Raw genomic sequence first — 15285 nt, forward strand, 5'->3', positions numbered from 1 at the left:
AAAAAATCGCAGCGCGATGGCTGCGATTTTCAGGTTTCAGCTCAGCGCTTTTTCAATCGCATGAACAATGGTCGGATCGTCTGGCGCCGTGCGTGGCGAGAACCGGGCCAACACCCGGCCGTCCTTGCCGAGCAGGAACTTCTCGAAATTCCAGGTGATGTCACCGGGAAATTCCGCCCCCTCGCCCGCCAGCAAACGGTAGAGCTGGTGACGATCGTGACCGTTGACTTCGAGCTTGCTCGACAACGGAAATGTCACGCCATAGTTGAGGCTGCAGAATTCCTGAATTTCCTGTTCGGTGCCTGGTTCCTGACCGGCAAACTGGTTGCACGGCAGGCCCAACACACTGAAGCCTTTGCTTTTGAACTGCTGATAAAGGTTTTCCAGCGCCGCGTACTGTGGGGTCAAGCCGCATTTGGAGGCGACGTTGACCACCAGCACGACGTGGCCCTTGAAGGGCGCCAGCGGTAGCTCCTGACCATCCAGGGCTGTCAACTTAAGGTCGTGAAAAGCACTCATGACGAACTCCAGGATTCCCGTGTTCTACTCGAAACGGCCACTTGGCGAAGCTACCAAGGACAGCCGCGGACTAAAAAGGCGCCCGCAGGCGCCTCTCCAGTTCTCGAAAGCTTAGCGCAGAAAATCAGTGCTGATGGCCGCCTTCGCCATGGACGTGACCATGAGCGACTTCTTCCTGGCTGGCGTCACGGATAGCAACGATCTTCACTTTGAAGTTCAGGCGCTGACCGGCCAGTGGGTGGTTGCCGTCAACAGTCACATCGTCGCCGTCCAGGTCACGGATGGTCACGATCTGCATTTGGCCGTCCGGCGCCGATGCGTGGAACTGCATGCCGACTTCCAGTTCGTCAACACCTTCGAACATGCTGCGGCTCAGAGTGCTGACCAGTTCGGCCGCGTATTCGCCGTAAGCGTCTTCCGGCTCAACGGAAACTTCCAGCTCGTCACCAACAGCTTTGCCTTCCAGGGCTTTTTCCAGGCCCGGGATGATGTTGCCTGCGCCTTGCAGGTAGACCAGCGGAGCGCCGCCGGCGGAGCTGTCGATGACCTCACCAGCGTCGTTGGTCAGGGTATAGTCGATGGAGACAGCCTTATTGGCGGCGATCAGCATGGGGCGAGACCTTTTGCATAAGAATTTAGAAAGGCGAAGTTTAGCGAAGCAATCGCGCGAAAGCGAACACAACCCGGACAAACGGGATTCGACGATTACTGGCTTCCATCAGGACAAAGAGGATCACTGGGTGGCCGAGCTTTCCTGTGGCCACACTCAGCACCTGCGTCACCAGCCACCCTGGCAATCGCGGGCGTGGGTGCTGGACCCGGCGCAACGTATTGAAAAAATAGGCCAACCCTTTGCCTGCGGTTGGTGCGCACAAGGCTCGGTTAGCGATAACCTTGGCGACTGAAATTCGGCAGATCGTCAGAGATAGATGATCGCCATTGCCATGCACCCTTAGAGAATTCGCATGCAAACTTTTTTTATCGCGCCCACCGATTTTGGTGTGGGTCTGACCTCCATAAGCCTCGGGCTGGTGCGCATGCTTGAGCGAGCCGGGTTGAAAGTCGGTTTCTTCAAGCCGATTGCCCAGCCGCATCCGGGCGACACCGGCCCTGAGCGCTCCACCGAACTGGTGGCCCGCACCCATGGTCTGAAACCGCCACAACCGTTGGGCCTGGCCCACGTTGAGCGGATGCTCGGCGACGGCCAGCTCGATGAGCTGCTCGAAGAAATCATCACCCTTTATCAGCAGGCAGCCGTCGGCAAGGACGTGCTGGTCGTGGAAGGCATGGTGCCGACCCGCAGCGCCAGTTACGCCGCGCGGGTGAATTTGCACCTGGCCAAAAGCCTCGATGCCGAGGTGATTCTGGTGTCGGCACCGGAAAACGAAGTGCTCGCCGAACTCTCCGGCCGCGTCGAATTGCAGGCGCAATTATTCGGCGGCCCGAAGGACCCGAAGGTTCTCGGCGTGATCCTCAACAAGGTCAAGACCGACGAGAGCATGGAGGCCTTCGCCGCACGTCTGAAGGAGCACTCGCCATTACTGCGCAACGGCGATTTCCGCTTGCTCGGCTGCATCCCGTTCCAGCCCGAACTCAACGCACCACGCACCCGTGACGTGGCCGACCTGATGGGCGCGCAAGTGCTCAACGCCGGCGACTACGAAACCCGGCGCATGAGCAAAATCATCATTTGCGCGCGGACCATGCGCAACACCGTCGAGCTGCTCAAGCCCGGCGTGCTGGTGGTGACGCCGGGCGACCGCGACGACATCATCCTCGCCGTCAGCCTCGCGGCGATCAACGGCGTGCCACTGGCCGGCCTGCTGCTGACCAGCGACACCCTGCCCGATCCGCGCATCATGGACTTGTGCCGTGGCGCCTTGCAGGCCGGTCTGCCGGTGTTGTCGGTGAGCAGCGGCTCCTACGACACCGCCAACCTGCTCAATGGCCTGAACAAGGAAATCCCCATCGATGACCGCGAGCGTGCGGAAATCATCACCGATTTCGTCGCCAGCCATCTCGATGCCAACTGGCTGCACCAACGCTGTGGCACGCCACGGGAAATGCGCCTGTCGCCGGCGGTGTTCCGCTATCAATTGATCCAGCGCGCCCAAGCCGCCAACAAGCGCATCGTCCTGCCCGAGGGTAGCGAGCCGTTCACCGTGCAGGCAGCGGCGATCTGCCAGGAGCGCGGCATCGCCCGTTGCGTGTTGCTGGCCAAACCCGAAGACGTCGAAGCCGTGGCCCGTGCCCAAGGCATCGTCTTGCCGCCAGGGCTGGAAATCCTCGATCCGGACCTGATCCGCGAGCGCTATGTCGAGCCGATGGTCGCCCTGCGCAAGACCAAAAGCCTCAACGCGCCGATGGCCGAACAACAATTGGAAGACACCGTGGTGATCGGCACCATGATGCTGGCACTGGATGAAGTCGACGGGCTGGTTTCCGGTGTCATCAACACCACCGCCAATACCATCCGCCCAGCCTTGCAACTGATTAAAACCGCGCCGGGCTGCACGCTGGTGTCGTCGGTGTTCTTCATGCTGTTCCCCGAAGAAGTACTGGTCTACGGCGACTGCGTGATGAACCCGCACCCAAGCGCCGCCGAACTGGCCGAGATTGCCCTGCAAAGCGCTGACTCTGCCGCCGCGTTCGGCATCACCCCGCGCGTGGCGATGATCAGTTACTCCAGTGGCGAATCGGCCACAGGCGAGGAAGTCGAGAAAGTCCGCGAAGCCACCCTGCTCGCCCATGAGCAACAGCACTCGCTGCTGATCGACGGCCCATTGCAATACGACGCTGCCGCCAACGAGAACGTGGCACGGCAACTGGCGCCCAACAGTCCGGTCGCCGGTCGCGCCACGGTGTTCGTGTTCCCTGACCTGAACACCGGCAACACCACCCACAAAGCCGTACAGCGCAGCGCCGATTGCGTCAGCCTCGGCCCGATGCTGCAAGGCCTGCGCAAACCGGTGAACGACTTGCCACGCGGTGCACAGGTCGACGACATCGTCTACACCATCGCCCTCACGGCGATCCAAGCCGCCAACCGACCTATGGATGTGTAAATGCTGGACTTTCTACCTGCACCACTGCGCGGCGTGATCGCCTCGCTGCTGTTGGCGCTCAATACCATTGTGCTGTGCTCGTTTCTGTTCTGCGTGGCGCTGGTCAAGGCCTTGCCGTTCGCCGTCGCTCAGCGCATCGCCGGCTGGCTGATGCGCCACACCCACGAAGCCTGGATCAGCAACAACAAAGGCTGGATGAACCTGGTGCGCCGCACGCGCTGGCAACTTAGCGGCCTGCAAGGTCTTGACTATCAACACTCGTACCTGATCACCAGCAACCACCAGAGCTGGGTCGATATTCTGGTGCTGCAATACGTCCTCAACCGGCGCATCCAGCCACTGAAGTTCTTCCTCAAGCAGGAGCTGATCTGGGTGCCGGTGATCGGTCTGGCCTGGTGGGCGCTGGGCTTTCCGTTCATGAAGCGCTACTCCAAGGCTTACCTTGCCAAGCACCCGGAGAAGAAAGGCAAAGATCTGGAAACCACCCGCAAGACCTGCGCGAAATTTCGCAACAATCCGGTGGGGATTTTCAACTTCGTCGAAGGCACGCGCTTCACTGAAGGCAAGCATGCTCAACAGCAATCGCCGTTCAAATACCTGCTCAAGCCCAAGGCCGGGGGCATTGCCTTTGTACTGGACGCAATGGGTGAACAACTGGAGTCGATCGTCAACGTGACGATCCACTATCCGGCCGGACGTCCGGGTTTCTGGGACCTGCTGTGTGGGAATGTGCGGGATGTCGTGGTGCACTTTGAAGCGCTGAAGATCCCGCCGCAATTCATCGGCAAGAACTACGACCAGGACGGCGAATATCGCCTGCAGTTTCAAGGCTGGATCAATCAGCTATGGCTGGACAAGGATGCGCTGTTGGAACAGATGCACCGCGAATATCCAGACCGCCATTGATTCCTGTGGGAGCGGGCTTGCTCGCGAATACGGTTTACCATTCAAAGCTGATGCTGGCTGATCCACCGCTTTCGCGAGCAAGCCCGCTCCCACAGTTGACCGAGTTGGCCCGAAATAAAAAGCCCGCCGATGATTGCTCATCGGCGGGCTTTTTGGTTTGCAGCTAACGCTTAGATCGCACCACGCTGACGCAGCAGATCCAGCACTTGCTTGACGCTTTCTTCCAGCGACAGCGACTGGGTGTCGATCACCAGATCAGCATTGAGCGGCACGTCATACGGGAAGGATTCGCCCGGAATGTTGTCGCCACCGGCAGCATACAACCCTTGCGGATCACGCTCGGCGCACACAGTCGGCGAGGCCTGGACGTAGACCGTCAGCAGACGTTCCTTGCCGATCAGGTCCTTGGCCTGCTCACGCCCCTCTTCGCTGGGTGCCACGAATGCCGCCAGCGTCAGCAGACCCGCTTCGTTGAACTGACGCGCAACATGCGCGGCACGACGCCAGTTTTCGGTGCGACCGACGCGATCATGCGGCAGACCTTTGTTGAGGTCGTGACGCAGATTTTGGCCATCCAGCACGAATACCGCACGCCCCATGTCGAACAGCTTGCGCTCAACGGCGTACGCCAGCGTGCTCTTGCCCGCGCCCGACAAACCGCTGAACAACACGGTGGCCGGTTGCTGGCCGAAACGCTGAGCGCGCTCTTCGGTAGCAACATGGGCCAGTTTGCCGTGGTGCGTCGCGGTGCCGTGAGTCACGGGCTGCGCGACGATCATGCCGGCGCCGACGGTGCCGTTGGTCAAGCGGTCGATGATGATGAAGGCGCCAGTGGTGCGGTTGCTCTCGTAACCGTCGAGGGCGATCGGCGCGTCAAGCGCGATCCTCACCTTACCGATTTCGTTGAGCTGCAACGCGCTCGCCGGACCTTCTTCGAGGGTGTTCACATCCACTTTGTTGACGATGCTGGCGATGGAGCCCGGCACGTAACTGGTGGCGCGTTTGATGTCGTATTTCTTGCCCGGCAGCATCGGCTCTTCAGCCATCCACACCAGCATCGCTTCGAAGCTGTCGGTGACCGGCGGCACGTTGTCGGCATGCACCAGCAAATCGCCGCGGGAGATGTCGATTTCGTCTTCCATGGTCAGCGTCACGGCCTGACCGGGACCTGCGTGTTCCAACTCACCTTCGAAGGTGACGATGGATTTCACGCGGCTGCTCTTGCCCGACGGCAACACCACGACTTCGTCGCCCTTGTGCACGATGCCGCTGGCGAGCGTGCCGGCGAAACCACGGAAGTTCAGGTTCGGACGGTTGACGTACTGCACCGGGAAACGCAGATCGGTGAAGTTACGGTCGCCCGCCACTTCCACGGTCTCGAGAATTTCCATCAGCGACTGGCCGGTGTACCACGGCGAACGCTCGGACTTGTTCACCACGTTGTCGCCCTTCAGAGCCGACATCGGCACGAAGTGCATGCTGGTCGGCTTCATCTTCAAGCCTTCGGCGAACTTCAGGTAGTCGGCCTTGATCGACTCGAACACACCCTCATCGAAATCCTTGAGGTCCATCTTGTTGATGGCGACAACGATGTGCTTGATGCCCAGCAGCGAGGCGATGAAGCTGTGGCGACGGGTCTGGGTCTGCACGCCGTAACGGGCGTCGACCAGGATGATCGCCAGGTCACAGGTGGACGCACCAGTGGCCATGTTGCGGGTGTACTGCTCATGGCCGGGGGTGTCGGCGATGATGAATTTGCGCTTGGCGGTGGAGAAATAGCGGTAGGCGACATCAATGGTGATGCCCTGCTCACGCTCGGCCTGCAGACCGTCGACCAGCAATGCCAGGTCGATATCGTCACCGGTGGTGCCGACTTTCTTCGAATCGCGGGTGATGGCTTCCAGGTGATCTTCGTAGATCATCTTGGAGTCGTGCAGCAGGCGCCCGATCAGGGTGCTCTTGCCGTCATCGACGTTACCGCAGGTCAAAAAGCGCAGCAGTTCTTTACGTTCGTGCTGGCCCAGGTAGGCGAGGATGTCCTCGCTGATCAAATCAGATACGTGCGACATGACAACCCCTTAGAAATAACCCTGACGTTTCTTGTCTTCCATGGAGCCGGCGCCATCGTGGTCGATGACACGGCCCTGGCGCTCGGAAGTTCGCGTCAGGAGCATTTCCTGAATGATGTCCGTCAGGCTTTCAGCCTCGGACTCCACCGCGCCCGTCAACGGGTAGCAGCCAAGGGTACGGAAACGCACTTTCTTTTTGACGATGCGCGCTTTGTCCTCATCGGACAGGTGCTCGAGGATTCGGTCGTCGTCGATCATGATCAGCGTGCCGTTCTTCTCGATCACTTCGCGCTCGGCGGCAAAGTACAGCGGCACAATCGGGATGCCTTCGAGGTAGATGTACTGCCAGATGTCCAGTTCGGTCCAGTTCGACAACGGGAACACACGAATGGATTCGCCCTTGTTGACCTTGCCGTTGTAGACGTTCCACAGCTCTGGACGCTGGTTTTTCGGGTCCCAGCGGTGCTTGCTGTCACGGAAAGAGTACACGCGCTCTTTGGCGCGGGATTTTTCTTCATCGCGACGGGCACCGCCGAACGCTGCGTCGAAACCATGCTTGTCGAGCGCCTGTTTCAGGCCCTCGGTTTTCATGATGTCGGTGTGTTTGGCGCTGCCGTGGGTGAACGGGTTGATGTTCTGCGCCACGCCATCCGGGTTGATGTGCGTGATCAGGTCCAGGCCCAGCTCTTCGACCATTTTGTCGCGGAACTTGTACATTTCCTGGAATTTCCAGCGGGTGTCGACGTGCATCACCGGAAACGGCAGTTTGCCCGGGAAGAACGCCTTGCGTGCCAGGTGCAGCATCACGGCGGAGTCTTTACCGATGGAGTACAGCATCACCGGGTTATCGAACTCGGCGGCCACCTCGCGGATGATGTGGATGCTTTCCGCCTCCAGCTGTTTCAGATGCGTCAGTTTGTCGACCATGGCTACTCACGAAAGCTTTCTTATGAACGGCCAGCGGGCCGTGTTCGAGCGGGGAATCCTAGCACAGCGAGCTTCTTCTAATCAGGACGCCAACTAGATCGAAAGAGCATATGAATATGCCCACTCGTTTGGGCAGGAAGCGCCCTCCTGTGGGAGCGGGCTTGCTCGAGAAAGCGCAGGATCAGTCGAAATCATTTTTGAATGACACACCGCATTCGGGAGCAAGCCCCCTCCCACCTTGGATCGATGTGATACGTCAAATCGGGTTCGGGCAATCGATGAAGATGTGTTCGACAGCAAAACGCTTTGCCAGATAATCGCCCAGCGCCTGCACACCATAACGCTCGGTGGCATGGTGGCCGGCGGCGATGAAGCTGATGTCGTTTTCCCGGGCACTGTGAAAAGTCTGCTCGGATGCTTCGCCACTCAGGAACAGATCGACGCCCGCCGCCACACCCTGATCGATATAACCCTGGCCGCCGCCAGTGCACCAGCCAACCCGACGGATCATCGCGCTGCCTTCGACCAGCAACGGCTCACGGCCCATGACTTCCTGCACCTTGCGGGCGAAATCACGCGGGGTGACAGGTTCGCTCAGCGAGCCGACCAGACCGACGATTTTCAGATTATCCGGATCCAGCGGGCCTTCAACGGTGATGTCCAGTTGACGCGCCAGTTGCACGTTATTGCCCACGTCCGGGTGGAGGTCCAGCGGCAAGTGATAGGCGAGCAGGCTGATGTCGTGCTTGAGCAATGTCTTGAGTCGACGCTGCTTCATGCCGGTGATGCACGGGTTTTCGCCCTTCCAGAAATAACCGTGATGCACCAGCACCAGATCGGCCTCGGCCTCGACGGCGGCATCGAGCAACGCCTGGCTGGCGGTGACGCCGCTGACGATGCGCATCACCTGCGGACGGCCCTCGACCTGCAACCCGTTGGGGCAATAGTCGGCGATTTTTGCACTGCCCAGGTAACGATCGGCTTCTTCGACGAGGGTGCTGAGGGCGACGGCCATGAAAGACTCCTAAATATCCCGTTCAGAGGCGCGCGCGGCCTCGTATAATGCGCGACATTATGGGCGGTCTGACCCCGCCTGCAACTTTTCCAGGACGTGCTTAATGTTCAAGGCGCTACGTTTTATGGGCTGGCCGCTGTTGGCCGGTGTGCTTATCGCTCTGTTGATTATTCAGCGTTACCCGCAATGGGTCGGGCTGCCGAGCCTCGACGTCAACCTGCAACAGGCCCCGCAGACCACCAGCGTGCAACAGGGGCCGGTGTCCTATGCGGACGCGGTGACCACTGCCGCACCGTCAGTGGTCAATCTGTACACCACCAAAGTCATCAACAAACCGGCGCATCCATTGTTTGAGGATCCGCAGTTCCGCCGCTTCTTCGGTGACAACTCGCCCAAGCAGAAGCGCATGGAATCGAGCCTCGGCTCCGGCGTGATCATGAGCCCGGAAGGCTACATTCTGACCAACAACCACGTCACCAGCGGTGCCGATCAGATCGTCGTGGCGCTCAAGGACGGTCGTGAAACCCTCGCTCGGGTGATCGGCAGCGACCCGGAAACCGACCTCGCCGTATTGAAGATTGACTTGAAAAACCTGCCGTCGATTACCGTCGGGCGCTCCGACAATATTCGCATCGGCGATGTCGCGCTGGCCATCGGCAACCCGTTCGGCGTCGGCCAGACCGTGACCATGGGCATCATCAGCGCCACCGGGCGTAACCAGTTGGGCCTGAACAACTACGAAGACTTCATCCAGACCGACGCGGCGATCAACCCGGGCAACTCCGGCGGCGCGCTGGTCGACGCCAACGGCAACCTCACTGGCATCAACACGGCAATCTTCTCCAAGTCCGGCGGCTCGCAGGGCATCGGTTTTGCCATCCCGGTGAAACTGGCGATGGAAGTGATGAAGTCGATTATCGAGCACGGCCAGGTGATTCGTGGCTGGCTGGGTATTGAAGTGCAGCCCCTGACTCAGGAACTGGCCGAGTCGTTTGGCTTGTCGGGGCGCCCGGGGATTGTTGTCGCCGGTATCTTCCGTGACGGTCCGGCGCAGAAAGCCGGCCTGCAACTGGGTGACGTGATTCTGAGTATCGATGGCGAACCGGCCGGCGATGGTCGTCGCTCGATGAACCAGGTCGCGCGGATCAAACCCACCGACAAGGTGACGATTCAGGTGATGCGTAACGGCAAAGAACTCAAGCTCACCGCAGAAATCGGCCTGCGCCCACCACCAGCACCGGTGCAGGAAAAAGAACAGTAAGACTTTGTTCGCGCCGATGGCGCGAATAACAGATATTCTCAAAAGGCATGTTATGTTGTTTCAATTTAACGATTGGAACAACATAACATGTCGTCTCGAACAAAGGCCTCTCTACTGGGCCTGACTCTCGGTCTGCCCTTGGGTTTATTGGGCGATCCGGTCTTCGCCGAAGATCAAATACCGCTCGAACTCGACGCCATCAGCGTCACCTCCGATTACGAATCCCCCACCGGCCCGGTTAAGGGCTACCGCGCCACACGCTCCTCCAGCGCGACCAAAACCGATACCGCGATCCGCGACATCCCCCAAGCCATCAGCGTGGTGCCCGCCAGCGTGCTCAAGGATCTGGGCAGCACCAGCGTAGAGCGCGCACTGGATTTCGCCGGCGGCGTGTCGAAGCAAAACAACTTCGGCGGCCTGACCCTCTACGAATACAGCGTGCGCGGTTTCACCACTTCGGAGTTCTATAAGGACGGCTTCAGCGCCAATCGCGGCTATACGACCACGCCCGACGTCGCCAATCTCGAGCGCATCGAAGTGCTCAAGGGCCCGGCCGCCAGCCTGTACGGCCGCGGCGACCCTGGCGGCACGGTGAACATCGTCACCAAGAAACCACAACCCGAAGCCTTCACCACCCTGCAAACCAGCGCCGGCAGTTGGGATCGCTATCGCACCGCGCTGGACGTCAACACGCCGCTCGATGCAGAAGGTGACGTGCTCGCGCGAATCAACCTCGCCATCGAGGACAACCACAGCTTTCGAGATCACGTCGACAGCCAGCGTGTATTCGTCGCGCCTTCGATCAGTTGGCAACTGAACCCGGACACATCGCTGTTAGTAGAAAGCGAAATCGTCCGTCATAGCTCCACCTTCGATCGCGGCATTGTTGCGCCGAACAATAAATGGAGTGGCGTCTCGCGCGCGACCTTCCTCGGCGAACCGAACGACGGCAACATCGACAACCACAACAACCTGCTGCAGGCGACGCTTGAACATCACCTCAATGACAGCTGGAAACTACGCCTGGCCAGCCACTACAAGGAAGGCAAACTCTGGGGCTTCGCCTCTGAAAGTCGTGCGCTGAATGCCGACGGCCACACCGTCAACCGCCGTTACCGCGAGCGCGACAATCGCTGGCATGACAGCATCACCCAACTGGAACTGCGCGGCCTGTTCGACCTCGGCCCCTGGCAGCACGAACTGCTGATCGGCACCGAATACGAAAACTATCGCAAGAACGAACGAGTCACGACCTTCGCCGGCAGCCCTTACGCCATCGACATCTACCGGCCGATCTACGGTCAGCCAAAACCCGATGGCGCACGCTCGGGCACAGACTTCTTCGAACACGTCGAAAGCCACGCACTGAACCTGCAGGATCAAATCGTCTTCACGGACAAACTGCGCGGGATGATCGGCGCGCGTTTCGAACATTTCGACCAACGCATCGACGATAAAACCCGCAATGCCAGCAGCCGCCAAAGTCACGATGCCCTCACCCAGCGCGCCGGTCTGCTCTATCAGTTAACGCCCAATACCGGCCTGTTCGCCAACGCCTCGACGTCATTCAAACCGAACAATGGCCTCGACGCCGCCGGCAAATCCTTCGCCCCGGAAGAAGGCGTTGGCTACGAAATCGGCATCAAGAACGAACTGTTCGACGAACGCCTGAGCAGCACCCTCGCCTTCTTCCACATCGACAAGGAAAACGTCCTTGCCCTCGACCCGGGCACCGACACCCGCCGTGCGATGGGCAAGGCGCGTAGTCGTGGCTTCGACCTGCAAGTGACCGGGCAAGTCACCGATGCCGTAAGGGTGATCGGGGCATTTGCCTACATCGACGCCGAAGTGACCAAGGGCGACGCGGTGATTGCCACTGGCAGCCGAATTCTCGGCGTGGCCAAGCGCAGCGGCAGTTTGCTCGGTGTTTACGAATTTCAGGATGGTCACCTGCGCGGCTCGGACGTCGGCGCAGCGTTTACGTATGTCGGTGACCGTTCGGGTGAGTCGGGCAGTGACTTCGAATTACCGGCCTATCACACCGTCGACCTGCTGGCCCATTACAAGGCCAGCGACAACGTCACCGTTGGCCTGAACCTGAACAATCTGTTCGACGAAAAATACGACGAGCGCTCGTACAGCAACTACTGGGTCAACCCCGGCGAACCGCGCAATTTCACCGTCAGCCTGACACTCAACCTGTAAAAGGACGTCACCATGCAATACCGTAAAACCTTCCTGATCCTCGCCGCGCTGTTCGCCACACAAGCCACAGCCCATGGCCTGTGGACAGAACAACGTCGCGGCAACATCGAAGTGATCTACGGCCACGGCGCCGAAGACAATGCCTTCAAGGCCCAGAAAATCAGCGGCGCGTGGGCCTATGACGCGGGCGGCAAGATGATCCCGGTCAGCGTCGAGCGCCTTGCCGATCACGCCCGCCTGAAACCGCTGAAAACGCCGGCGGTCATGGCGGTGGCGCTGAACAACGGGATGTGGTCGCAAACGGCTGACAAGAAGTGGATCAACGAAGGTCGCAGCAAAGTGCCCGGTGCAATCGAAGCGACGCAGACGTTCAAATACAGCCTGGCGATTTATCAACCGGGAGCGAAGTTGCCCAAGCTCGATCAGATCAAACTGCTGATTTTGCCGGAGGTCGATCCGCTAACCGTCGGGCCGGGGAATTCATTGCCGGTACGGGTTTTGCTCGATGGCAAACCGGCAGCGGGCGTGAAGTTGATCGGCGATTATCGGAGCGCGCCGAATACGCTGAGCACCGAGACCGACAAGGACGGGCGCGCGCAGGTGTTGGTACGAAATGAGGGGTTGAATGTGATTGCCGCGCAGGTTGAGGTGCCGGTGAAGGACAGTGTTGATGTGAACAGTCGAGGGTTGTTCAGTTCGCTGACGTTTTTGGGGGAGCCACATCACGAGTAAGGCTCAGGATTCGCGGCGCTGCATTCGCAAGCAAGACCGCTCCCACATTTGATCTGTGTCGTGCACAAATCCACTGTGGGAGCGGGCTTGCTCGCGAAAGCGGTTTAGAGGTCGCCGAGCCCGTCGATCAACGCCTGATTCTGCTCCGGCGTGCCGATCGAAATCCGCAGGAACTGCGCAATCCGCGCCTGCTTGAAGTGCCGCACGATCACGCCTTGCTCACGCAATTTGGCCGCCAGCCCTGCGGCGTCATGTTGCGGATGCCGGGCGAAGATGAAGTTCGCCGCCGACGGTAGCACCTCAAAGCCCTTGGCCTGCAACTGCGCAATCACCCATTCACGGCTCTCGATGACCAGACGGCAAGTCTTGTCGAAGTACTCACGATCCTCGAACGCCGCCGCGGCACCGACATTCGCCAGACGATCCAATGGATAGGAGTTGAAGCTGTTCTTGATACGCTCCAGCGCCTCGATCAAGTCTGGATGCCCCACCGCCAAACCGACCCGCAGGCCCGCCAGTGAACGGGATTTGGACAGGGTCTGCGTCACCAGCAGGTTCGGATAGCGATCCACCAGGCTGATGACCGTCTCGCCGCCAAAATCGATATAAGCCTCATCGACCACTACCACCGAATCCGGGCTGGCCTTGAGAATCTGCTCAACCGCGTCCAGCGCCAGCAGGCAACCGGTGGGGGCGTTCGGATTAGGGAAAATGATCCCGCCGTTCGGCTTGGCGTAGTCCGCCGGGTTGATCTGGAACTGCGCATCAAGCGGTACCGCATCAAACTTGATGCCGTACAGACCGCAATACACCGGATAAAAGCTGTAACTGATGTCCGGAAACAACAACGGCTGCTCGTGTTGCAACAGGCCGTGGAAGATGTGCGCAAGCACTTCATCCGAGCCGTTGCCCAGGAACACCTGATTGCTCTGCACGCCGTAGTAGTTAGCAACCGCGTTTTTCAGCAAGTCGCTGTTCGGGTCCGGGTACAGACGCAGGTTGTCGTTGAGCTCGGTCTGCATCGCCGCCAGGGCTTTTGGCGACGGGCCATAAGGGTTTTCATTGGTATTGAGCTTGACCAGTTTGGTCAGTTTCGGCTGTTCGCCCGGTACATACGGCACCAGATCCTTGACGAACGGGCTCCAGAATTTACTCATGTTCAGTTCCCCTTCGATTCGTCTTTGATGCGGTATTCGGCGCTGCGCGCGTGGGCACTCAGCGATTCGCCACGGGCCAGCACGGATGCGGTTTTACCCAGCTGCGAAGCACCGTCCTCGGAACAGAAGATGATCGACGAACGTTTCTGGAAGTCATACACGCCCAGCGGCGAGGAGAAACGTGCAGTGCCGGATGTCGGCAATACATGATTGGGGCCCGCGCAGTAGTCGCCCAGGGCTTCGCTGGTGTGACGGCCCATGAAGATCGCACCCGCGTGGCGGATCTGCGGCAGCCAGGCTTGCGGGTCAGCGACCGACAACTCCAGATGCTCCGGAGCGATGCGGTTGGCGACTTCGATCGCCTGCGCCATGTCACGCACATGAATCAGCGCACCGCGACCATTGATCGAGGTTTCGATGATGGTCGCGCGATCCATGGTCGGCAGCAGTTTGTCGATGCTCGCGGCAACCTTGTCGAGAAACTCGGCGTCGGGGCTGACCAGAATCGCCTGAGCGTCTTCATCGTGTTCAGCCTGGGAGAACAGATCCATGGCGATCCAGTCAGGATCGGTCTGACCGTCGCACACGACGAGAATTTCCGAAGGGCCGGCGATCATGTCGATACCGACCTGACCAAAAACGTGGCGCTTGGCTGTCGCTACATAGATGTTGCCCGGGCCGACCACTTTGTCGACCTGCGGCACGCTTTCGGTACCGTAAGCCAGGGCGGCAACCGCCTGCGCGCCACCAATGGTGAACACCCGGTCGACACCAGCGATGCACGCCGCCGCCAGTACCAGTTCATTGATTTCACCACGCGGAGTCGGCACGACCATGACCACTTCGGTCACACCGGCGACCTTGGCCGGAATCGCGTTCATCAACACCGACGACGGGTACGACGCCTTGCCGCCCGGCACGTACAGCCCTGCGCGATCGAGCGGCGTGACCTTCTGGCCCAGCACCGTGCCGTCGGCCTCGGTGTAGCTCCAGGAATCCTGCTTCTGTTTTTCGTGGTAGCTGCGCACCCGAGCTGCGGCTTTTTCCAAGGCTTCGCGTTGCGGCACGGTGATGCGGGTCAGGGCAAGTTCCAGGCGCTCGCGCGGCAGGATCAGGTCAGCCATCGAGGCCACTTCCAGACCGTCGAACTTCTGGGTGAACTCGACCAGCGCTGCGTCACCGCGCTCGCGCACAGCCTTGATAATGTCCAGCACGCGCTGATTGACCGAGTCGTCAGACACACTTTCCCAGCTCAGCAGATGATCCAGATGATGCGCGAAATCCGGGTCAGCAGCGTTGAGTCGGCGAATTGCAGTCGGTGCGGTCATAGCGAGAGCCTCATAGGAATGGCAAAAACTCAGGCGCCCGAAACTACCATTCGATCCGCTTGGGCACCTGAGAATTCTGGCTATGAGGCGGATAGACGGCG

General features: G+C 59.7%; 13 protein-coding genes. 6 read left to right on the top strand and 7 right to left on the bottom strand.

Annotated elements, in window-relative coordinates:
• Positions 1-36: 36 nt before the first annotated feature.
• Together K5E40_RS05565 and K5E40_RS05570 are read right to left on the bottom strand one after the other, a co-directional pair.
• Positions 37-519: a glutathione peroxidase gene (locus tag K5E40_RS05565; protein WP_221730017.1), complete on the bottom strand. Its 483-nt coding sequence runs from the start codon at positions 517-519 to the stop codon at positions 37-39.
• A 124-nt stretch (positions 520-643) separates the two neighbouring features.
• Positions 644-1129, bottom strand: coding sequence for a peptidylprolyl isomerase (locus K5E40_RS05570; RefSeq protein ID WP_150604393.1), 486 nt, complete (start codon positions 1127-1129; stop codon positions 644-646).
• Here K5E40_RS05570 and K5E40_RS05575 point away from each other — a divergent pair.
• The 3 genes from K5E40_RS05575 to K5E40_RS05585 are packed head-to-tail and all read left to right on the top strand — an operon-like array spanning position 1098 to position 4490.
• Positions 1098-1424 (top strand): DUF3565 domain-containing protein, encoded by a 327-nt coding sequence (locus K5E40_RS05575; protein WP_221730018.1) that lies wholly within the window; start codon positions 1098-1100, stop codon positions 1422-1424. The genes K5E40_RS05570 and K5E40_RS05575 overlap by 32 nt on opposite strands.
• 60 nt (positions 1425-1484) lie before the next feature.
• Positions 1485-3584 carry a phosphate acetyltransferase gene (gene pta, locus K5E40_RS05580; protein ID WP_221730019.1) on the top strand — a complete coding sequence of 700 codons (2100 nt, stop codon included), beginning with the start codon at positions 1485-1487 and terminating at the stop codon, positions 3582-3584.
• Entirely contained in the window at positions 3585-4490 is a 906-nt protein-coding gene (locus K5E40_RS05585; RefSeq protein WP_221730020.1) for an acyltransferase, read from the top strand. It begins immediately after the preceding gene.
• Between the two features lie 170 nt (positions 4491-4660).
• On the opposite strand, the gene cysN is transcribed toward K5E40_RS05585, so the two are convergent.
• The 3 genes from cysN to K5E40_RS05600 form a co-directional block, all read right to left on the bottom strand.
• Entirely contained in the window at positions 4661-6559 is a 1899-nt protein-coding gene (gene cysN / locus K5E40_RS05590; protein WP_221730021.1) for a sulfate adenylyltransferase subunit CysN, read from the bottom strand.
• Positions 6560-6568: 9 nt separating this feature from the next.
• A complete protein-coding gene (gene cysD, locus K5E40_RS05595) occupies positions 6569-7486 on the bottom strand; it encodes a sulfate adenylyltransferase subunit CysD (RefSeq protein WP_098967227.1) in 918 nt (305 codons plus the stop codon).
• Positions 7487-7742: 256 nt separating this feature from the next.
• Complete coding sequence (locus K5E40_RS05600; protein WP_221730022.1) at positions 7743-8501, bottom strand: Nif3-like dinuclear metal center hexameric protein; 759 nt, start codon at positions 8499-8501, stop codon at positions 7743-7745.
• Positions 8502-8604: 103 nt separating this feature from the next.
• Between K5E40_RS05600 and algW the strand changes: the two genes are divergently transcribed.
• The 3 genes from algW to K5E40_RS05615 all read left to right on the top strand — a co-directional run bounded on the left by algW (position 8605) and on the right by K5E40_RS05615 (position 12699).
• Positions 8605-9762: a Do family serine endopeptidase AlgW gene (gene algW, locus K5E40_RS05605; protein ID WP_221730023.1), complete on the top strand. Its 1158-nt coding sequence runs from the start codon at positions 8605-8607 to the stop codon at positions 9760-9762.
• Between the two features lie 87 nt (positions 9763-9849).
• Positions 9850-11967: a TonB-dependent siderophore receptor gene (locus K5E40_RS05610; RefSeq protein WP_221730024.1), complete on the top strand. Its 2118-nt coding sequence runs from the start codon at positions 9850-9852 to the stop codon at positions 11965-11967.
• A gap of 12 nt (positions 11968-11979) precedes the next feature.
• Positions 11980-12699 carry a DUF4198 domain-containing protein gene (locus tag K5E40_RS05615; RefSeq protein ID WP_221730025.1) on the top strand — a complete coding sequence of 240 codons (720 nt, stop codon included), beginning with the start codon at positions 11980-11982 and terminating at the stop codon, positions 12697-12699.
• Between the two features lie 104 nt (positions 12700-12803).
• Here the strand turns inward: K5E40_RS05615 and hisC are convergent, their stop codons facing one another.
• Entirely contained in the window at positions 12804-13856 is a 1053-nt protein-coding gene (gene hisC / locus K5E40_RS05620) for a histidinol-phosphate transaminase (RefSeq protein WP_221730026.1), read from the bottom strand.
• A gap of 2 nt (positions 13857-13858) precedes the next feature.
• Complete coding sequence (gene hisD, locus K5E40_RS05625) at positions 13859-15184, bottom strand: histidinol dehydrogenase (protein WP_221730027.1); 1326 nt, start codon at positions 15182-15184, stop codon at positions 13859-13861.
• Positions 15185-15285 lie beyond the last annotated feature (101 nt).

The organism is Pseudomonas baetica, from assembly GCF_019733355.1.
GTDB lineage: Bacteria > Pseudomonadota > Gammaproteobacteria > Pseudomonadales > Pseudomonadaceae > Aquipseudomonas > Aquipseudomonas baetica_A.

Coding starts and splice junctions, on each gene's coding strand:
- algW (WP_221730023.1), top strand. CDS start 8,605: ATGTTCAAGGCGCTACGTTTTATGGGCTGGCCGCTGTTGGCCGGTGTG.
- hisC (WP_221730026.1), bottom strand. CDS start 13,856: ATGAGTAAATTCTGGAGCCCGTTCGTCAAGGATCTGGTGCCGTATGTA.
- cysD (WP_098967227.1), bottom strand. CDS start 7,486: ATGGTCGACAAACTGACGCATCTGAAACAGCTGGAGGCGGAAAGCATC.
- K5E40_RS05570 (WP_150604393.1), bottom strand. CDS start 1,129: ATGCTGATCGCCGCCAATAAGGCTGTCTCCATCGACTATACCCTGACC.
- K5E40_RS05565 (WP_221730017.1), bottom strand. CDS start 519: ATGAGTGCTTTTCACGACCTTAAGTTGACAGCCCTGGATGGTCAGGAG.
- pta (WP_221730019.1), top strand. CDS start 1,485: ATGCAAACTTTTTTTATCGCGCCCACCGATTTTGGTGTGGGTCTGACC.
- K5E40_RS05600 (WP_221730022.1), bottom strand. CDS start 8,501: ATGGCCGTCGCCCTCAGCACCCTCGTCGAAGAAGCCGATCGTTACCTG.
- cysN (WP_221730021.1), bottom strand. CDS start 6,559: ATGTCGCACGTATCTGATTTGATCAGCGAGGACATCCTCGCCTACCTG.
- K5E40_RS05615 (WP_221730025.1), top strand. CDS start 11,980: ATGCAATACCGTAAAACCTTCCTGATCCTCGCCGCGCTGTTCGCCACA.
- K5E40_RS05575 (WP_221730018.1), top strand. CDS start 1,098: ATGGAGACAGCCTTATTGGCGGCGATCAGCATGGGGCGAGACCTTTTG.
- K5E40_RS05610 (WP_221730024.1), top strand. CDS start 9,850: ATGTCGTCTCGAACAAAGGCCTCTCTACTGGGCCTGACTCTCGGTCTG.
- K5E40_RS05585 (WP_221730020.1), top strand. CDS start 3,585: ATGCTGGACTTTCTACCTGCACCACTGCGCGGCGTGATCGCCTCGCTG.
- hisD (WP_221730027.1), bottom strand. CDS start 15,184: ATGACCGCACCGACTGCAATTCGCCGACTCAACGCTGCTGACCCGGAT.